The following is an 18964-nucleotide window of genomic DNA, read 5'->3' as shown; positions in this document are numbered from 1 at the left end:
CACCTCGGGTCGTTCCGCAGGCTCCACTCCCGGTTGCCTAGGCTGGTCGCGTGTCCACCTCACCCGAGAACCTCACCCCGCCGGCTACGTTCCGATCCGCCGGGGCGCTCGTCGCAGCGCAAGGCGTGGCGTCGCTGGTGGCCGCCGTCGTTCTTCTCGTCCGAGCGTTCTCCGGAGAAGGGGACAACGCCGTGGCCAACGGCTACGGCACCGCGGGATGGTTCGGTGTCCTCGGTATCGGAGTCGGGGCGGCGGGCATCGCCCTGGTACTCGGAAAACGCTGGGGAAGGTCCATCGCCACCGTCGTACAGCTGCTGCTGCTGCCCGTCGTGTGGTCACTGTTGACCGGATCGCATCAAACCGCCTACGGCATCGCCCTCGGAGTAGTTGTCGTCGGCGTGCTCGTGTTGCTGTTCAGCCCGCCGTCCTCTCGGTGGATGGCCGCCGAATACAGCGACGTCGACGACTGATTCCGCCGAGGTGGTCGTTCAACGCGCCCGGGTGGCCAGCTCTTCCAATGCCGTCTCGGTCAGGCGGAACGTGGTCCACTCGTCCTGCGGCTCTGCTCCGAGTGATCGGTAGAACCCGATCGATGGGGTGTTCCAATCCAGAACCGACCAGACCAAACGCGTGTACCGCCGATCGACGCATTCGGCAGCCAGCGCCGCGAGCAGTGCCGTTCCGAGGCCTTCTCCGCGCGCGGCGGGCTGCACGTAGAGATCCTCCAGATAGATTCCGTTGACGCCGTCCCACGTGGAGAAGTTCAAGAACCACAGCGCGCACCCCACCACCGTCCCCTCGTGCTCGGCGACGTGTGCGAACACCGACGGCTGCGCCCCGAACAGCGCAGAACGGAGCTGCTCGTCTCGAACGGTGCACAGCGAGGACGATTTCTCGTACGCGGCCAGTTCGTGCACGAGAGCGGTGACGGCGGGAACATCGGCCTCGATGGCGCGGCGAATCATCCTGGGTTTCCTTTCGGTGCCGTGGCAGCGGTGAGAATCGACGGGTGCACGTTGTGCGCAACGAGCTGGCGAAACGAATGCTCGAAACCGAGCAACGAATACGCGGCGGGTGAGAGTGCGAAGCGTTTGCCCTCGGTGATGGCGGCCTCTGTCCAGCCGGCGATCAGCGCGCGCGAGAAGTGGCCGTGGCCGACCAACACGACGTCGCGGCCGCTCAACAGTGGAAGCACCACCGAGAGCACCAGTTCGACGCGCACAGCGATGTCTCCGATGGACTCACCACCCGGGCACGGATGCGTCCAGACGGTCCAGTGCGGCACCGTCTCGTGGATTTGCGTCGAGGTGATGCCCTCGTAGTCGCCGTAGTCCCACTCCGACAACGCATCCCACGTCCGGTCGACCTCCAGGCCTGCGAGCTCGGCAGTTCGACGGGCGCGCTCTCGCGGACTCGTGATCACCAGGGGATCGCGCAGCTTCAGGAGTCGGAGGAGCGATCCGGCCTCGACGGCCTGTCGCTCGCCGGTACTCGTGAGAGGGACGTCGGTGTTCCCGGTGTGCTTGCCGGCAAGCGCCCATTCGGTCTCACCGTGCCGAAGTAGAACGACTCTGCCGGCCTCGACGCCGCCGTGTGTTGTCATGGAACGATCATGCCCGCTCTCGGGATGTGGCCCTTGTCATAGGTGGCCTGCGGATGTGTCCGATTTGTCGATTGAGTACGGACCTACCGGCCGGTTACTCTCGGGGCGAATCTTCGCTGCCTCGGGCAACACAGCTCTTCCCGTCGTGCCTCACACTTCCTTCTCATCTCCTGGAGAACCATGACCGACCTGCAGAAGCCCGCGTCGTCCGATGCTCCGGAGAAGCTCGACGGCGCGTTGCTGAAGATCGCCGGTGTCGTCGTGCTCGGGGCGATCATGTCGATTCTCGATGTCACCGTCGTCAGCGTCGCACTCCGGACGTTCACCGACGTGTTCGACACCACCTACGCCAACGCCGCGTGGACGATGACGGGCTACACGCTCGCTCTGGCGACCGTCATACCTCTGACCGGTTGGGCTGCCGATCGGTTCGGGACCAAGCGCCTCTACATCACCGCGCTGGTGCTGTTCGTCCTCGGTTCGGTGCTGTGCAGCTTCGCCTGGGACATCACCTCGCTCATCGCCTTCCGGGTGTTGCAGGGTCTCGGCGGCGGCATGCTGATGCCGCTGGGCATGACGATCATGACGCGCGCCGCCGGTCCCGAGCGAATCGGGCGGGTGATGGCCGTGTTGGGTGTTCCGATGCTCATCGGTCCCATCGCAGGGCCCATCCTCGGCGGCTGGCTGATCGAGGCAGCGAGCTGGCACTGGATCTTCCTCATCAACCTGCCGATCGGCATACTCGCTCTGATCGCGGCCGTGGTGATCTTTCCCAGGGACAACCCGACTCCGTCCGAATCCTTCGACTTCCGCGGCATGCTGATGCTCTCGCCCGGCCTCGCCCTGTTCCTCTACGGCGCGTCCTCGGTCGTCGAAACCGAAACCGTTCTCGCGGTGAAGGTACTGGTCCCGGTCATCGTCGGGCTCGTGCTGATCGTCCTGTTCGTTTTTCATGCCCTGCGTGTGCAGCATCCGCTGATCGATCTACGGCTGTTCGCGAACCGATCGCTCACCGTGGCCGTGATCACCACCACGCTGTTCATGGTCGCCTTCATGGGCGCGGGACTGCTGTTCCCGAGCTATTTCCTGCTTCGCGGCGAAACGACGTTGACTGCCGGGCTGCTGCTCGCACCGCAGGGCATCGGCGCGATGATCGCGATGCCGATCGCCGGAGTGATCGCCGACAAGTTCGGTCCCGGCAGGATCGTGCTGGCGGGAATGGTGCTCATCACCGCAGGGATGGCGGTGTTCACCCAGGTCGGCACCGACACGTCCTACACCCTGCTCATCGGCGCACTGTTCGTCATGGGTCTCGGCCTCGGTTCGACGATGATGCCCATCATGACGGCCGCGCTGCAGACACTGACCGACGACACGGTTGCCCGCGGCTCGACGTTGATGAACATCGTTCAGCAAGCGGCCGGTTCCATAGGCACTGCGCTGATGTCGGTGGTGTTGACCGCTCAGCAGAAGCCCGCATCGACGGCGACCAGCCAGGTCGAGGCCTTCGACATCTCGGCCAGGGCGTTCGGAACCACCTTCATGGTCGCGCTGATTCTGATCGTCGCCACGTTCGTCCCCGCCTTCTTCCTGCCCCGAACGAAGCACGTCACCGAGCGGTCCGCGGCACCGATCGCGATGCACTGACGCGCCCGAGAGATGCCGAACCCTCGCTCATCGGCTCGATGTAAGCAAGGATCAGGGCCGTGACGACAATTCTCGCGGTAGCGAATCAGAAGGGCGGCGTCGCCAAGACCACCACGGTGGCTTCGCTCGCGGCTGCGCTGCATGCTCTCGATCGACGCGTCCTGGTGGTCGACCTCGACCCGCAGGGCTGCCTGACGTTCTCGCTCGGGCACAACCCGGACAAGCTCGATTCCTCGGTCCACGAAGTGCTGACCGGGGATGCGAAGGTCGAGGACGTCCTGATCGAGACCGCGGAAGGAATCGTGCTGCTGCCTGCGACGATCGATCTCGCCGGCGCGGAAGCGTTGCTGCTGATGCGTGCGGGTCGCGAATTCGCCCTCAAGCGGGCCCTCGCACCGATCCTCGAGGATTTCGATGTCGTCGTCATCGATTGTCCGCCGTCGCTCGGGGTACTGACCCTCAACGGCCTCACCGCCGCGCAGTCGGTGTTGGTGCCCCTGCAGTGCGAGACCCTCGCGCATCGAGGGGTCGGTCAGTTGTTGCGAACGGTGTCCGAGGTGCAGCAGATCACCAACCCCGATCTGACGCTTCTGGGTGCCCTTCCCACACTGTTCGATGCTCGCACCACGCACAGCAGGGACGTGCTCGGCGATGTCTCGGATCGCTATTCGTTACCGGTGCTCGCGCCGCCGATTCCGCGGACCGTGCGCTTCGCGGAGGCCAGTGCATCCGGCGCGACGGTACTCTCGGGCCGAAAGAACAAGGGCGCGCAGGCCTATCGAGAACTTGCCGAGAATCTGCTGGCGCACTGGGACGGCAAAGCCGATCTGAAGACCTACGATCCGGCGGAGTAGTACGAAGCCCCTGAGATCGAGTCAGCCCAGAGCGACCACGTCGGAACCGCGTTGCTCGACGACCACGTCGCCGATCACCGAGATCTGTATCGGGCCGTCGTAATCGCCTCGGTCGACCGGAATGTCGGCCGTCGAAACACCGGTGGCGAGATCGACCACCGATATGCCGTCGGGTACGGGTACGAGGAGTCGTCCGGCCATGACCGCGCCGTTCCCGAGAGCTCCGGGGACGGTCCACAGAGGGCCGAGGTTGTCGGGATCGAACGCCTGGACTCCCGCGCCGGTGAACCAGGTGAGCACCGAACCTGCTTTCGTTGCAGGGAAGTTCGGGGTAGGGGAGGAGCCTCCGGGGAGAGCGAATTCGGAGGTTCTCGCGGCCGCGTCGTCGTACAGTCCCACCCGATCGGGCGCGCCGTTGTTCGCTGGGATCCACAGCGCGACAACGCTGCCCGTGATCGCGATGATCCGCCCGGCAGTCGGTGTGTCGGATTCGGGAACGAGTTCCGGTACCACCGCTGACCCGTACTCCTCGGGTTCACTGGCGTCCTTGGGGGCAGGATTGATGAGCGACAATCGCGCGGCGGGCTCTCCCGGGCACTGTTCGAGCACGGCCGTTCGTGAGTTCGTCGACGCCGAGGACAGCAATGTGCAGCCGGTTCTCGGCTGACTTCCCGGATTGACCGGGGCGTCCACTCGGCCGTATTCGAGGGTGCGCACCAGGTCCGACCGCCACAGCTCCATGCGGGTGTCGCCCCTCGATGTCACGTAGGTGCCGTCGGAGGACAGGCGGACCGCATCGTCGGCGTCGGACGTGCGCTGCGCCTTGCGGTCTCCGGTGGCCCCGTCGAGCTCGGTGACCTGAGAGCAGCCGCGGCCGTCGCGGTAGACCGCGACCGCGGTGTTCCACGACGCGACCACCGAGCAGAGCGGGAGATCGCGTGTGTACGACCAGGATTGCTCGCCCGACCGTGGATCGCGGCCGAGGACGGCACCCCCGTCGGCGGTGACCACCGTGGATCCGGTGACGACAGGAAACGGGGTTCGCGTCGAGTCCGTCGCTGCGCTCGGTGCGCGCCACAGTTCGGTGAGCGTCGTGGGCACCGCGGCGGCGGGTTCGGCTCGAGGCAGTGGCTCCTCGGCCGGGATCGATGTGGTTCCGCGAGCATCACCGGTGAACCAGGCGATGCTCGCGGCAACGACCACCACCACTGCGATGACGGCGGCGACGACGAGGTCGGTTCTCGTCCGACGTTCTGGAGCCAGCACGGCGGGAGGTTACTCCGATGCGCTCGCAGTCGACGGTCCGGCATCGGCGGACGATCCACTGGGGCGACGACGCCTACGGCGGCGCGGGGCAGTCTTGGTGGCCGTGTCGGTGGTCGCTGTGTCGGTCGTATCCGACTGTCCGGCAACCGAATCCGAGGCGGAAGTGGATTCGTTCGTGGTGGTGGCAGAGCCTGCGGCGTTGTCGCCGTCCTGCCCTGCGCGGGTGCGCCTGCGACTGCGCGAGCGGCGCGGCTTCGTCGTCGACGACGCGTCGGCCGCAGGCGCTGCGGCATTCGTCTCGCCGTCGTCTTCCGTCTTCTCCGGGGCACGCGACGGTGCCTTGCGCACGGTGCCGGTGGCATCGGTGGGGATGTCGAGGTCGGAGAACAGATGCGGCGAGCTCGAATACGTCTCGACCGGATCCGGCATACCCAGACCCAGAGCCTTGTCGATCAACTGCCAGCGCGGGATGTCGTCCCAGTCGACGAGGGTGACGGCGATACCGGTGCGCCCTGCACGGCCGGTGCGGCCGATGCGGTGGACGTAGGTCTTCTCGTCCTCGGGGCACTGGTAGTTGATGACGTGGGTGACGTCGTCGATGTCGATACCTCGGGCCGCGACGTCGGTGGCGATCAGCACGTCGATCTTGCCGGTGCGGAAAGCCTTGAGAGCCTTCTCGCGCTGGACCTGGCCGAGGTCTCCGTGGACCGCGCCGACCGAGTAGCCGCGCTCGGCCAGCTCGTCGGAGACCTTCTGCGCGGTGCGCTTGGTGCGGGTGAACACCATCGTCGCGCCGCGACCTTCGGCCTTGAGGACCTTGGCGACCATCTCGACCTTGTCGAGGGCGTGGGCCCGGTAGACGTGTTGGGCGGTGCGATCGTGCACGGCCGAGGACTCCGCCTCTTCGGCGCGGATGTGCGTCGGCTGCGTCAGGAAGGTGCGGGCCAGAGTGATGATGGGGCCGGGCATCGTGGCGGAGAACAGCATCGTCTGACGCTTGTCGGGGACCATGCCGAGGATGCGTTCGATGTCGGGGAGGAACCCGAGGTCGAGCATCTCGTCGGCCTCGTCGAGAACCAGGACCCCGACCTTGCCGAGGATCAGGTGGTTCTGCTTGGCGAGGTCGAGCAGTCGGCCCGGGGTGCCGACGACGACGTCGACGCCGTTCTGCAATGCGCTGATCTGCGCCTCGTACGGACGGCCACCGTAGATGGAGAGCACCTTGACGGGGCCGTTCGCGCCGCTGAGGTACTTCGACGCGTTCTCGAGGTCGGAGCTGACCTGCACGCACAGTTCACGCGTCGGCACGATCACCAGGGCGCGGGGGGTGCCGTCCAGCGGGGAGGTGCCGGAGTTGTCGGTGGCGAGTCGGTGCAGCAGGGGCACACCGAAGCCGAACGTCTTGCCCATTCCGGTGCGTGCCTGACCGATGAGGTCGTCGCCCGCGATGGCGAGCGGCAGCGTCAACTCCTGAATGGCGAAGGTGCGCTCGATTCCCATCTCGGACAGCGCGCGAACGATGGTGGGGTCCACGTTCAGCTCGGCGAAGGTGGGAGGTACGTGCGTGTCGTCCACGTGCGCCGACACCGTGGTGTCGCCGGTGTCGGACTCTTGGTCGATGACTGTCTTGCTCAGGGGACTGGCCTTCCTCGTGTTCGAACGTGCGCACGAGGAAGGGCATAGGCCTATTGCCGGCCGAAGTCGATGCCCTCGATCCGATGTGATGTCGCCGTCAGCCTCAGCGCGGCCGCGGACTGCGATGTCCGCTGCGGCGAAGCTGTCGAGGCGACCCGGATCAGGTGCGCACACATTATCGATGACCGTCGCGTGCTTCTTCGGTCCGTTTCATCGGTCCGCGAGCGACGATCGAGCACCATGGTAGCTTGCCGAACGGATTTCTCCATTGTCGGCAGGTCGCGGCAGGTCCGGCGCGCGCCGAGACGACGGGTCCGACACCGGACTACGATTGCCGCATGGGAGCCCACTCGTCGGAGCCGTCGTCCGCAGTTTCACCCACCACCGTCGTCGAGTCGCCGGAAACGGACCGGGTCGACCCGGCGATCGCGCACGATCACCCCGGCATTCCGGATCTGTTCGCGGTGCTCGCCTACGGCGAGATCTCGGCGTTCTATCGCCTGGCGGAGGACGCTCGAATGGCTCCGACCATGGAGGGTCGCGTCGCGCTGGCGAGCATGGCGGCTGCGGAGATGAGCCACTTCGAGACGTTGCAGAAAGCCCTGTCGGATCGCGGTCTCGATGTCTACGCCTCGATGGATCCGTTCGTTCGCGCTCTGGACGAGTACCACGAGTCGACGACGCCGTCGACGTGGTTGGAGTCGTTGGTCAAGGCCTACGTGGGTGACGGCATCGCGGCCGATTTCTACCGGCAGATCGCGCACAGTCTCGACCCGGCCGTGGCCGAGATCGTTCGAGACGTGCTCGCCGAGACCGGACACTCGGAGTTCGTGGTGCACGAGGTCTCCGACCGGGTTCGCGCCAGCTCGCAGGACAAAGCACGACTGATGCTGTGGGGTCGTCGTCTCCTCGGTGAGGCCATCACCCAGGCGCAGTTCGTGCTCGCTCGCCGCGAGTCGCTGACCGATCTCGTCATCACCGCGTCGGGAGACCTCAACGGTGTCGTCGCACTGTTCGATCGCATGCAGGAACAGCATGCGGAGCGGATGTCCTCACTCGGCCTGGACTGACCGCACTGGGCGCTGTTCGCTGACAGCACAGGGCGTCGGGCATCCGGGGCGACACCTCTGCACTAGCCTGGCGTGAGCAGAGTTGTCGAGAGTTCGGAGGTTGACCGTGGAGGTCAAGATCGGTGTTTCGGAGAGTTCCCGTGAGCTCGTCGTGAACAGCACGCAGTCCCCGGCCGAGGTCGAAGCGCTCGTATCGACCGCCTTCGCCGGTAAGGACGGAGTGCTGTCGTTGGAGGACGAGAAGGGACGCAAGTTCTTGATTCAGGCTTCCAAGGTGTCGTACGTCGAGATCGGTCCGTCCGATGCTCGCAAGGTCGGATTCGCGACCGCCTGAGACCGCGCGGAACGAAAAACACGCCCCTCACTCGGATCGAGTGAGGGGCGTGTTGCGTTCGTGGGTCCGTTCCCTACGGTGCCTGCAGGGGAACGTGTGACAGACCGCCCCAGGCCAGCGACACCGTGGTGTCGACGGCGTCTTCCTTGGAGATCGGCCGGTCGGCTTCGAGCCAGTACCGAGCGGTGAACTGACTGGCACCGACCAGGCCGACGGCCAGTACGCGGGCCCGGTACGGATCGAGTCCGGAGTCGTGAGCAACCAGGTCGAAGACGGCGTCTACGCAGGCTTCCGTCGCCTGCTCGACGCGCGCATTGACCTGCGGGTCGCCCATCAGATCGGACTCGAAGACCAAGCGGAAGCCCTGTGTGTCGGTGTCGACGAAGTCGTAGAACGCCAGCACTGCGGCGCGAACGCGCTGCCTGTTGTCCGTGGTCGAGCGCAGGGCCTGACGGACTCCCGCGATCAGGGTGTCCACGTAGCTCTGCAGCACCGCCAGATACAGCTCGAGTTTTCCCGGGAAGTGCTGGTACAGGACCGGCTTGCTGACACCGGCGCATTCGGCGATCTCGTCCATTCCGGATGCGTGATATCCGCGGGTCACGAATATTTCGCTCGCAGCAGCGAGCAGTTGCGCCCGACGGGCATCGCGCGGCAACCGTGCGCCGCGGCGATTGCCGGTGGTGGCCGGCCGGTCGGAAGACCGCCGGTCGTCGAGATCTGTCATCAATTATGTTCCCATCCGCGTCGACAGCTGCGCTCGTCTTGGTTCGACAACGAACGGTCCGGCATGAACTTCCGGCGGGTGGCCGTCGGTTCGGACCGTTCGTAGCGCAGATCACGGGCAACGATACTCGTGGCTGCCCGCACTCACGGGATCCTGGGGGACCGTTGCGAAAAGTGAGCAATACCGGATCATGTCGAGCGGTTTGTTCGTACGATGTTTTCGTACCGAAAACCCGATAGTTCCGTTCCCGGTATCGGCGTGCCGAGCAGCGGGCGGTGAGGATTGTGAGATCGTGATCGAGTGACTGACCGAGGCGGGCCGCGTATCCGCGGTGGTGTGCAGTCGGGCGGCGTCGACGAGAGCTACGACGATCGGTCGGACGATTTCCCACGCACCGTGGGAAGTCGTGGGTCGCATCAACCGCTCCGCGCGCAGTGGGACCCGACGCAACGCGAGGTCAAGCAACGCAGTCCCAGACCGGATCGCGACATCAGGAAACAGAGCAAGCTCGGAAAGTTCGCGTCCACATACGGCTGGCGGGCGTACGCGGTTCCGATTCTGATCGTGGTGACCGCGCTCGTCGTGTTCGATGCCGTGCGTACCGGTGACCCCGTCACCGGCACCGCCGCGCAGTCCACCAATGTCGATCCCGGATTCGGCACCCTGAGTGCGGACACGACCTCGGGCACCGGAGTCATCGGCGTGCCGCCGCAGGCCGACGGCAACTTCGCGGAATCGATCTCCTCGGGTGAACTACCCGACGGTGGTCCGTTCGCGGTGCAGGGGGCCGGAACGTGGCACACCGTGCCGGGCACCACCGAGCAGGTGGGTCAGGGGACCGAGCGGGTGTTCACCTACACGGTCGAGGTGGAGGACGGCGTGGACACGGTCGGGTTCGGCGGCGACGAGTCGTTCGGCCGATTGGTGGATCAGACCCTCGCCAACCCCAAGAGTTGGACGAACGATCCACGGTTCGGATTCCGTCGAATCGATCAGGGCGATCCCGACTTCAGGATCTCGCTGACGTCGCAATTGTCGATCCGCCAGGCCTGTGGCTACGACATCCAGCTCGAGGTCTCCTGTTACAACCCCGGCATCGAGCGAGTGGTGCTGAACGAGCCGAGGTGGGTGCGTGGAGCGATCTCGTTCCAGGGCGACATCGGCTCGTACCGCCAGTACCAGATCAATCACGAGGTCGGCCACGCGATCGGCTACCAACAGCACCAACCGTGCGAGACCGACGGCGGGCTGGCTCCGGTGATGATGCAGCAGACGTTCGGGACGTCCAACGACGACATCGCGCGACTGGACCCCGCGGGAGTCGTTCCGATGGACGGCAAGACGTGCCGATTCAATCCGTGGCCCTACCCTCGAGGCTGATCGGCTGGGTTCGGGACGGGCCGGGGGATTAGATTCGAACGTGGCGTGCCGGGTACTCGGTCGTCGTGTCGAGTCGAGGAGCGTCGCTGCGTCGTGGTCCATCTCCCCCCTCTGGTCGAACCCGCGGGCGAACTGACTCCCGAGGACGTCGCCCGGTACAGCAGGCACCTGATCATCCCCAATGTGGGAACGGACGGTCAGAAGCGACTGCGCAACGCACGCGTGCTCGTCGTCGGTGCCGGGGGGCTCGGTTCACCCGCGCTGCTCTACCTCGCAGCCGCCGGTGTCGGCACCCTGGGCATCGTGGAATTCGACGATGTCGAACTGTCGAATCTGCAACGGCAGATCATCCACGGCCGATCCGACGTGGGTCGTCCGAAGGCCGACAGCGCCAGGGACTCGATTCTCGAACTCAACGACGGCGTCGAGGTGGCGCTGCACCGTGTTCGACTCGACTCCTCGAACGCGCTCGAACTCTTTCGGCAGTACGACCTCGTCCTCGACGGGACCGACAATTTCGCCACCCGATATCTGGTCAACGACGCGGCCGCCCTGGTCGGAATCCCGTACGTGTGGGGTTCGATCTACCGGTTCGAGGGGCAGGTGTCGGTGTTCTGGGACGCCGCGCCCGGTGACGCAGGCATCAACTATCGCGACCTGTACCCCGAGGCTCCGCCGCCGGGCATGGTGCCCTCGTGCGCCGAAGGTGGGGTGCTGGGGGTGCTGTGTGCGTCGATCGGGTCGGTCATGGTGACCGAGGCCATCAAGCTGATCACCGGAATCGGCGAGACGTTGCTGGGTCGATTGATGATCTACGACGCGCTGGCGATGAACTATCGAACCGTCGGCCTGACTCGGGATCCGCATCGAACGCCGATCACCGAGCTGATCGATTACGAGGCATTCTGCGGAGTGGTCCCGGCCACCGAATCCACCGGAGAATCGATCACCCCGGCGGAGCTGCACGCACTGATGCAGTCCGGACGCGAGATCGCCCTCATCGACGTGCGCGAGCCGGTGGAGTGGGACATCGTCCGCATCGACGGTGCGCGTTCGATTCCCAAGGATCGAATCCTGTCGGGCGCGGTGATGGCGGAGCTTCCGCAGCACATTCCCATCGTGCTCTACTGCAAAACCGGCATCAGGTCCGCGGAGGTGCTCTCGGCCCTCGTCGGTGCCGGTTTCTCCGATGCCGCCCATCTGCACGGCGGAATAGTGGAGTGGGCCAAGCAGATCGATCCCGGTTTGCCCATGTACTGATGCGGTCCGTGTGCGCGTCGTCCGCAGTGGTGCCGCGATCGACGGTAGCGTGACGTTCGTGAGCTCTGTCGAACCTCCTCAGCACGTGATCTCTACGTTCGGGCTGCGCGATGTCGAGCCTGCACCTCTCGGTGCGGACTGGGACGGTGGATGGCGTCTGGGTGATGTCGTCCTGTCTCCGGTGGCAGACCATGCCCGAGCCGCGTGGTCGGCCAAGGTACGCGAGACGTTGACCGTCGACGGGGTTCGTCTCGCCCGTCCAGTGCGTTCGACCGACGGCCGATACGTCGTGTCGGGCTGGCGCGCAGACACGTTCGTCGCCGGCGAGCCGGAGCCCCGCCACGACGAGGTGATCTCGTTGTCGATGCGGTTGCACGCGGCGACCGCTCAACTCGAGCGACCCCGATTTCTGGTTCAGCCTCCCGTGGCCCCGTGGGCCGACGTGGACGTGTTCGTGGCTGCCGACAGGGCTGCCTGGGAGGCGGTCCCGCTACGCTCCGCCCGCGGTGCAGGCGCGCCCGAGCCGTCGTCCAGTGACGGCAAGAGCAGTCTGGAATTGGTCAAACAGCTTGCGACACTTCGCAAGCCCGTCGAATCACCCGACCAGTTGGTGCACGGCGATCTGTTCGGAACGGTTCTGTTCTCCGGAAGCGAGGCCCCCGGGATCAGCGACATCACCCCGTACTGGCGTCCCGCGCCCTGGGCTGCCGGGGTGGCCGTGGTGGACGCACTTTCCTGGGGTGACGCCGACGACGGTCTGGTCGGCCGCTGGGACGATCTTCCGGAATGGCCGCAGATGCTGTTGCGTGCGTTGATGTTTCGTCTCGCAGTCCACGCGCTTCACCCGCGATCGACGTCGGAGGCCTTCCCGGGCTTGGCGCGAACAGCGGATCTGGTGCGCCTCATTCTGTGAGATCCGCTGCGCGAGCTGATAGTTCCACCGCACGAGCCGGCGATTCGGAGAGTTCGTGGAACAGTGACCTGGCGGCCTGCATCGCACGGGCTGCGTCGCCGTCGATGACCGCCGCCACGAGTGCGGTGTGTTCGTCGATGTAATCGTCGTCGTGCTCGATCGCGTGATGGCGCATGGCGTCGTGGATCACCGGCAGCAGCGAATCGTAGAACTCCAGATAGATGGCGTTGTGGCTGGCCGCGACGATGGCGCGGTGCAGCCGTGCGTCGATCCGAACGGCATCGGCCAGCGGGGTGTCGTCGGACCACGCGGCATTGCGATCGGCCAGCGCACCCAGCATGGCGCGGATGTCGGCGTCGTCGCGTCGGTCGGCTGCGAGTGCCGCCGCAGTGACCTCCAGGGTTTCGCGCAGCTCGGTGACGTCGCGGTGCCGGGCGTCCGAGAAGTACTTACCCAGTGTCCCACCGAGGTCGGAGCACGTCATGACGAAGGTGCCCGAACCTTGTCTGCGTTCGACCATGCCTGCATGGACGAGTGCCTGCACTGCTTCGCGCACGGTGTTGCGCCCGGTACCGGTCATCTCGCACAGTTCGGGTTCGGTGGGAATCCGGGTACCCACCGGCCATCGCTGCGACGTGATCTCCTCGCGCAGTGCAGCTGTCACCTGGGATATCAGGCTCGATCGCTGGACCTGCCGCACGTGGGCTCCTCATGCCGGGGACATTGCAGCGTCGATAGTAGTACTTTGCACCCAATGATCCGGTCATCCTATGATTGCGCGGTGAGTGCGCCCACCGTCCCCGCCGGCCGAATCGTCGGTACCTCCCTCTTGCGCGGGCGAATTCTGGTCTTCTCCGCGATCATTCTGTCCGCATTGACTCTGCGCGCCGCCGTGACCTCGATCAGCCCGCTGTTCGGCAGAATCGGCACCGACCTCGAGTTCGGTGCCACGGTGATCGGCATCGTGGGCATGTTGCCTCCCGCGATGTTCGCAGTGTTCGGTTTGGCAACGCCGTTTCTCGCCAAGCGCACGGGGCTCGAGCGGGCCGCTCTGCTGGCCATGGCACTGACCACCATCGGTATGGCCACCCGCGCGTTCGCGCCGAACACCGCGTCGTTGTTGGCGCTGTCCGCGATCGCCCTCGCAGGCATGGGCATCGGCAATGTCGTCATCCCACCGCTGGTCAAACGCTACTTCTCCGACCGGCTCGCCGTGGTGAGCACCATCTACATCTGCGCCCTGCAGGTCAGCACCATGGTGCCGCCTCTGCTGGCGGTCCCCGTCGCCGACGCCCACGGGTGGCGGCTGTCCATCGGAATCTGGGCGGTCGTCGGCCTGGCCGCAGCACTGCCGTGGCTCGGTGTCGTGGTGGCCCGACGCGGCCACGACGAGAAGGATGTGACGGTCGAGGCCGGATCGGACGCGGTGCACGTGGAGCCGAGCGGCCGAATCCACCGGTCCTCGCTGGCGTGGGGGATGGTCCTGATGTTCGCGATGACGTCCACGATCACCTATGCGATGCTGACGTGGCTGCCGACGCTGTTGATCGATGCGGGTATCGGCGAAGCCCTTGCGGGTGCGTCGGTGGCCGCGTTCGGGGCGATGGGCCTGATCACGTCGCTGGCCGCCCCCACTCTCTGCGCGCGGGTGCGCAACCCGTACGGCATCGTGGTGGTCGCAGCGGCGTGTTATCTCGGCGGCTTCGCGGGTCTGCACTGGTCGCCGACGGCCGGTACGGTCCTGTGGGTGTGTCTGGTCGGGCTGGGCACGATGACCTTCCCGATGTCGCTGACGCTGATCAACCTCAGGACGCGCACTGCGGTGGGCTCGTCCTCGCTGTCGGGATTCACCCAGGGGTTGGGCTACGTGGTGTCGTCGACCGGTCCGATTCTGTTCGGGCTGTTGCACACGCGGTCCGGTGGATGGGGACTTCCGTTGATACTGCTCACCGGATGCGTGGCAGTTCTGCTGGTCGGAGGGTTCCTGTGCTGCCGACCGAGGATGCTCGAAGACACCTGGTGACGCACGTCGACGTCGACGCGTCATCTCACCACGGTGCCGGTGGGCGCGTGAGACCGAGTTAATCAGCGAGTCACCGCACGCAGCGCCGCTGCAACATGGCTTTCCTATGTTCGGTTCACACACCGATCAGGAGGCCACACGTGACCAGCCTTTCTCGCAGCGCTTCGGCAGATGCCGGCTCAGCCACCACGGCGACAGTTCCACCCGGAACAGTTCCCGTCTCCGTGAACCATCACATCGCGCACTGGAATTCCGAGGACGTCGAGGCCTGGGAGGCCGGTGGCAAGCAGATCGCCAAGCGCAATCTGATCTGGTCGGTCATCGCCGAGCACGTCGGATTCTCGATCTGGTCGATCTGGTCGGTGATGGTGCTGTTCATGCCGATGTCGGTCTACGGCATCGACGCGGCGGGCAAGTTCTTCCTGGTGGCCGTCCCCACACTCGTGGGCGCGATCCTGCGGATTCCCTACACCTTCGCCACGGCCAAGTTCGGCGGGCGTAACTGGACCATCTTCAGTGCTCTGGTGCTCCTGATCCCCACCGTGCTGACGATGTACTTCATGCTCAACCCGGCGTCGTACACCACGTACATCATCGTCGCGGCGTTCGCCGGACTCGGCGGCGGAAACTTCGCATCCTCGATGACGAACATCAACGCGTTCTATCCTCAACGCGAGAAGGGATGGGCGCTCGGCCTGAACGCGGGCGGTGGCAACATCGGTGTGCCTGTCATCCAGCTCATCGGCTTGCTGGTCATCGCTACCATCGGCAACACCGCTCCCGAGATCGTGTGCGCCGTCTATCTCGTCTTCATCGCGGTGGCCGCCGTCGGTGCCGCGTTGTTCATGGACAACCTCGACAACCAGAAGACCAACGGCCGTTCCATGATCGACGTGTTGAAGTTCTCGGACTCGTGGTGGATCGCCTTCCTGTACATCGGCACGTTCGGATCGTTCATCGGCTTCAGCTTCGCGTTCGGCCAGGTGCTGCAGATCAACTTCCTCGCCGGACTCACCGACGGCGGCCCCTCGACTCCTGCTCTGCAGGCGCAGGCATCGCTGCAGGCCGCTCAGATCGCCTTCATCGGACCGTTGCTGGGATCGCTGTCGCGTCCGTTCGGCGGCAAGCTCGCCGACAAGATCGGTGGCGGCAAGATCACCCTGTACACGTTCGTGGCCATGACGTTCGCCACCGGAATTCTGGTCGCGGCCAGTACCTGGGACGATTCGACGCCAGGGGCGGCCAGCGGCACGGTGATGGTGCTCTTCGTCGTCGGATTCATCGCACTCTTCCTGCTCTCCGGTATCGGAAACGGATCGGTCTACAAGATGATCCCGGCGATTTTCGCAGCCAAATCGGTTGCACTGCAGGGTATGACGGCCGACGAACAGCAGCACTGGTCGCGCAAGATGTCCGGCGCACTCATCGGCATCGCCGGTGCTATCGGCGCTCTCGGCGGCGTCGGAATCAACCTGGTGCTGCGGGCGTCGTACTCGGGTACCGCGAAGTCCGCCACGACGGCGTTCTGGGTGTTCCTCGGCTTCTACGTCGTGTGCGCGATCGTCACCTGGGCGATCTACCTCCGCAAGACCGACTCCGCCGATGCGAACGCTCCGGTAGCCGTCTGAGGTTCCGGCACCGGCAAGAACGAAACGCACTGCACGGCAACGAAGATCGGAAGGACCCGCAATGAAGAACGCGGTAGTGGTAGGTCACGGGATGGTCGGACACCGATTCGTCGAAGCGCTGCGTGCGCGCGACGAGGCGGCCGAGTGGAAGGTGACGGTCCTGTGCGAGGAGGCACTGGCGGCGTACGACAGGGTGGGACTGTCGTCCTACGTCGGTGCGTGGGACCACAAGGAACTCGCGCTGGCGGGCAACGACTATCCCGGTGACGCACTCGTCGAGATGCGCACCGGAGTACGTGCAGAGCGCATCGACCGTGACCATCGCACTGTCGTGACCTCGGCCGGGGACACCGTCGACTACGACGCTCTCGTCCTCGCCACCGGGTCCTACCCGTTCGTCCCGCCGATCGCCGGTCACGACCTGCCCGCGTGCTTCGTCTACCGCACCCTCGACGATCTGGACAGGATTCGTGCTCGCGCCGACGCTGCGGGCCCCGGAGCCGTCGGTGTGGTGGTCGGCGGTGGCCTCCTCGGTCTCGAAGCGGCGAATGCGTTGAAGAAGATGGGGATGACCCCGCACGTCATCGAGTTCGCTCCACGGCTGATGCCGTTGCAGGTGGACGAGGGCGGCGGCGCGCTGTTGGCTCGCCTCGTCACCGAACTCGGGTTGAACGTACATGTGGGAGTGGGCACGTCGTCGATCTCCGAGAACGACAGCGCCGGTCTGACGGTCGAACTTAGCGACGGCAGCAGCATCGACGCCGCGCTGCTGGTCTTCTCCGCCGGTGTTCGTCCGCAGGACCGACTGGCACGCGAGAGCGGCCTCGAGGTCGGTGAGCGCGGCGGCATCATGGTCGACATCGGTTGCAGTACATCCGATCCGGCCGTCTACGCGATCGGTGAATGTGCCGCCGTCGAGGGCCGGTGCTACGGCCTGGTCGCTCCCGGATATTCGACGGCGGAGGTGGTGGCCGACCGATTGCTCGGTGGCGCAGCGCAATTCCCGGGTGCCGACATGTCCACCAAGCTCAAGCTGATGGGCGTCGACGTCGCGAGTTTCGGCGACGCCATGGCGGCCACTCCCGGTGCGCTCGAGGTGGTGTTCAGCGATGCACCCAAGGGCACGTACGCCAAACTCGTCGTGACCGACGACGCGAAGACTCTCCTCGGGGGCATCCTCGTCGGCGATGCCTCCGCCTACTCGCTGCTCCGTCCGCTCGTCGGACGGGAACTGCCCGGCGACCCGGGTGCCCTGATCTCACCGGCAGCCGAACAGGTCGGTATCGGTGCGCTGCCCGACGACGCCGAGATCTGCTCGTGCAACGGTGTGAGCAAGGGGGCGATCTGCTCGGCGATCGCCGACGGGGCCTGCGATCTGGCGGCCGTGAAGAGCTGCACCACTGCGGGCACCACCTGCGGTGGATGCCTGCCGTCCATCAAGTCGTTGCTGGCAGCATCCGGGGTGGTGCTCTCGAAGTCGTTGTGCGAGCACTTCGCTCAGTCCAGGGCCGAGCTGTTCGAGATCGTTCGGGCCACGAACACCCGCACCTTCTCGTCGCTGATTACCAAGTACGGCACCGGAACCGGCTGCGACATCTGCAAGCCCGTCGTGGCATCGATTCTGGCGTCGACGTCCTCGGATCACATTCTCGACGGCGAGCAGGCGTCACTGCAGGACACCAACGACCACTTCCTGGCCAACATCCAGAAGAACGGCACGTACTCGGTGGTGCCCCGGATGCCAGGAGGCGAGTGCACGCCCGAGCAGCTCATCGTCATCGGTGAGGTGGCCCGCGATTTCGGGCTGTACACCAAGGTGACCGGAGGCCAGCGCATCGACATGTTCGGAGCCCGCGTCGAGCAGCTACCGGCGATCTGGAAGCGCCTCGTCGACGCCGGTATGGAATCGGGCCAGGCGTACGGAAAGTCGCTGCGGACGGTCAAGAGCTGCGTCGGCTCCAGTTGGTGCCGCTACGGCGTCCAGGACTCGGTGGGAATGGCCGTCGATCTCGAGAACCGCTACCGGGGTCTGCGATCGCCGCACAAGATCAAGTTCGGTGTCTCGGGCTGCGCGCGCGAATGCGCCGAAGCTCGGGGCAAGGACGTCGGGATCATCGCGACGGAGGGCGGCTGGAATCTGTACGTGGCCGGGAACGGCGGTCAGTCACCCAAGCACGCTCAGCTGCTGGCCTCGAACCTCGACGATGCCACCCTGGTCAGCTACATCGACCGCTACCTCATGTTCTACGTGCGTACGGCCGATCGGTTGCAGCGCACTGCGCCGTGGCTCGAGTCGCTCGACGGAGGCCTCGACCACCTCAGAGCGGTCGTGTGCGAGGACAGCCTCGGCATCGGTGCGGAGCTGGAGGCCGACATGGAACGCCACGTCGCCGGGTACAAGGACGAGTGGGCGGGTGTGCTCGAAGACGACGAGAAACTCGGTCGATTCGTCTCCTTCGTCAACGCCCCGGACGAGGCCGACCCCACCATCGCGTTCGACGAGTCCGGGGCACGCAAGGTACCCGTGCTGATGGGAATGCCGAGCATCGGCGCGTGAACCGCCGAAGGAGCTGACAACCGGCAGGTCACGAGACTGAGTGCATGTGCACAGACGAGTAATCGCG

Annotated in this window: 17 protein-coding genes; 11 read left to right on the top strand and 6 right to left on the bottom strand. The window is 65.5% G+C overall.

Going from position 1 to position 18964, the window contains the following annotated elements:
* The first annotated feature begins 50 nt into the window (after nucleotides 1-50).
* On the top strand, nucleotides 51-470 hold the full coding sequence (locus tag CH296_RS25305) for a hypothetical protein (RefSeq protein WP_045195754.1): 420 nt from the start codon (nucleotides 51-53) through the stop codon (nucleotides 468-470).
* Between the two features lie 18 nt (nucleotides 471-488).
* Here the strand turns inward: CH296_RS25305 and CH296_RS25300 are convergent, their stop codons facing one another.
* Entirely contained in the window at nucleotides 489-965 is a 477-nt protein-coding gene (locus CH296_RS25300) for a GNAT family N-acetyltransferase (RefSeq protein WP_094685913.1), read from the bottom strand.
* A complete protein-coding gene (locus tag CH296_RS25295; RefSeq protein WP_094632505.1) occupies nucleotides 962-1603 on the bottom strand; it encodes an acid phosphatase in 642 nt (213 codons plus the stop codon). Before CH296_RS25295 ends, CH296_RS25300 begins: the two co-directional genes overlap by 4 nt.
* A gap of 180 nt (nucleotides 1604-1783) precedes the next feature.
* Between CH296_RS25295 and CH296_RS25290 the strand changes: the two genes are divergently transcribed.
* A complete protein-coding gene (locus CH296_RS25290; RefSeq protein WP_045195748.1) occupies nucleotides 1784-3250 on the top strand; it encodes a DHA2 family efflux MFS transporter permease subunit in 1467 nt (488 codons plus the stop codon).
* Between the two features lie 59 nt (nucleotides 3251-3309).
* Nucleotides 3310-4104, top strand: coding sequence for a ParA family protein (locus CH296_RS25285; RefSeq protein WP_032397676.1), 795 nt, complete (start codon nucleotides 3310-3312; stop codon nucleotides 4102-4104).
* A 21-nt stretch (nucleotides 4105-4125) separates the two neighbouring features.
* On the opposite strand, the gene CH296_RS25280 is transcribed toward CH296_RS25285, so the two are convergent.
* Both CH296_RS25280 and CH296_RS25275 read right to left on the bottom strand, forming a co-directional pair.
* Nucleotides 4126-5370, bottom strand: coding sequence for a hypothetical protein (locus CH296_RS25280; protein ID WP_094648145.1), 1245 nt, complete (start codon nucleotides 5368-5370; stop codon nucleotides 4126-4128).
* 9 nt (nucleotides 5371-5379) lie between these two features.
* Nucleotides 5380-7059: a DEAD/DEAH box helicase gene (locus CH296_RS25275; protein WP_032398300.1), complete on the bottom strand. Its 1680-nt coding sequence runs from the start codon at nucleotides 7057-7059 to the stop codon at nucleotides 5380-5382.
* Nucleotides 7060-7343: 284 nt separating this feature from the next.
* Here CH296_RS25275 and CH296_RS25270 point away from each other — a divergent pair, with 284 nt between their 5' ends.
* Both CH296_RS25270 and CH296_RS25265 read left to right on the top strand, forming a co-directional pair.
* Nucleotides 7344-8075 carry a ferritin-like fold-containing protein gene (locus tag CH296_RS25270; protein ID WP_032397678.1) on the top strand — a complete coding sequence of 244 codons (732 nt, stop codon included), beginning with the start codon at nucleotides 7344-7346 and terminating at the stop codon, nucleotides 8073-8075.
* Nucleotides 8076-8181: 106 nt separating this feature from the next.
* Complete coding sequence (locus CH296_RS25265) at nucleotides 8182-8409, top strand: DUF3107 domain-containing protein (RefSeq protein WP_032397679.1); 228 nt, start codon at nucleotides 8182-8184, stop codon at nucleotides 8407-8409.
* A gap of 73 nt (nucleotides 8410-8482) precedes the next feature.
* Here CH296_RS25265 and CH296_RS25260 read toward each other — a convergent pair whose 3' ends face one another.
* Entirely contained in the window at nucleotides 8483-9136 is a 654-nt protein-coding gene (locus CH296_RS25260) for a TetR/AcrR family transcriptional regulator (protein WP_032397680.1), read from the bottom strand.
* A 300-nt stretch (nucleotides 9137-9436) separates the two neighbouring features.
* Here CH296_RS25260 and CH296_RS25255 point away from each other — a divergent pair, with 300 nt between their 5' ends.
* The 3 genes from CH296_RS25255 (at nucleotide 9437) to CH296_RS25245 (ending at nucleotide 12689) form a co-directional block, all read left to right on the top strand.
* Nucleotides 9437-10516, top strand: a complete 1080-nt coding sequence (locus CH296_RS25255) for a DUF3152 domain-containing protein (protein ID WP_176459170.1) — start codon at nucleotides 9437-9439, stop codon at nucleotides 10514-10516.
* Nucleotides 10517-10609: 93 nt separating this feature from the next.
* Nucleotides 10610-11776 carry an adenylyltransferase/sulfurtransferase MoeZ gene (moeZ, locus tag CH296_RS25250; RefSeq protein ID WP_032398301.1) on the top strand — a complete coding sequence of 389 codons (1167 nt, stop codon included), beginning with the start codon at nucleotides 10610-10612 and terminating at the stop codon, nucleotides 11774-11776.
* A 58-nt stretch (nucleotides 11777-11834) separates the two neighbouring features.
* On the top strand, nucleotides 11835-12689 hold the full coding sequence (locus tag CH296_RS25245) for a TIGR02569 family protein (protein ID WP_032398302.1): 855 nt from the start codon (nucleotides 11835-11837) through the stop codon (nucleotides 12687-12689).
* Here CH296_RS25245 and CH296_RS25240 read toward each other — a convergent pair.
* Nucleotides 12679-13389 (bottom strand): FadR/GntR family transcriptional regulator, encoded by a 711-nt coding sequence (locus CH296_RS25240; RefSeq protein ID WP_032397682.1) that lies wholly within the window; start codon nucleotides 13387-13389, stop codon nucleotides 12679-12681. The genes CH296_RS25245 and CH296_RS25240 overlap by 11 nt on opposite strands.
* A gap of 81 nt (nucleotides 13390-13470) precedes the next feature.
* Between CH296_RS25240 and CH296_RS25235 the strand changes: the two genes are divergently transcribed.
* The 3 genes from CH296_RS25235 (at nucleotide 13471) to nirB (ending at nucleotide 18897) form a co-directional block, all read left to right on the top strand.
* A complete protein-coding gene (locus CH296_RS25235; protein ID WP_094685982.1) occupies nucleotides 13471-14712 on the top strand; it encodes a CynX/NimT family MFS transporter in 1242 nt (413 codons plus the stop codon).
* Nucleotides 14713-14936: 224 nt separating this feature from the next.
* Nucleotides 14937-16340: a NarK/NasA family nitrate transporter gene (locus CH296_RS25230; protein WP_052050432.1), complete on the top strand. Its 1404-nt coding sequence runs from the start codon at nucleotides 14937-14939 to the stop codon at nucleotides 16338-16340.
* Nucleotides 16341-16401: 61 nt separating this feature from the next.
* A complete protein-coding gene (gene nirB, locus CH296_RS25225; protein ID WP_094656964.1) occupies nucleotides 16402-18897 on the top strand; it encodes a nitrite reductase large subunit NirB in 2496 nt (831 codons plus the stop codon).
* Nucleotides 18898-18964 lie beyond the last annotated feature (67 nt).

Origin of the sequence: Rhodococcus sp. 14-2496-1d (assembly GCF_002259365.1) — a bacterium.
GTDB lineage: Bacteria > Actinomycetota > Actinomycetes > Mycobacteriales > Mycobacteriaceae > Rhodococcoides.
This window is presented reverse-complemented; position numbering and strand designations above follow the sequence as displayed.

Excerpts from the sequence above, each read along its gene's own strand:
- CH296_RS25300 (WP_094685913.1), bottom strand. The coding sequence starts at position 965 with ATGATTCGCCGCGCCATCGAGGCCGATGTTCCCGCCGTCACCGCTCTC.
- CH296_RS25295 (WP_094632505.1), bottom strand. The coding sequence starts at position 1,603 with ATGACAACACACGGCGGCGTCGAGGCCGGCAGAGTCGTTCTACTTCGG.
- CH296_RS25290 (WP_045195748.1), top strand. The coding sequence starts at position 1,784 with ATGACCGACCTGCAGAAGCCCGCGTCGTCCGATGCTCCGGAGAAGCTC.
- CH296_RS25270 (WP_032397678.1), top strand. The coding sequence starts at position 7,344 with ATGGGAGCCCACTCGTCGGAGCCGTCGTCCGCAGTTTCACCCACCACC.
- CH296_RS25260 (WP_032397680.1), bottom strand. The coding sequence starts at position 9,136 with ATGACAGATCTCGACGACCGGCGGTCTTCCGACCGGCCGGCCACCACC.
- nirB (WP_094656964.1), top strand. The coding sequence starts at position 16,402 with ATGAAGAACGCGGTAGTGGTAGGTCACGGGATGGTCGGACACCGATTC.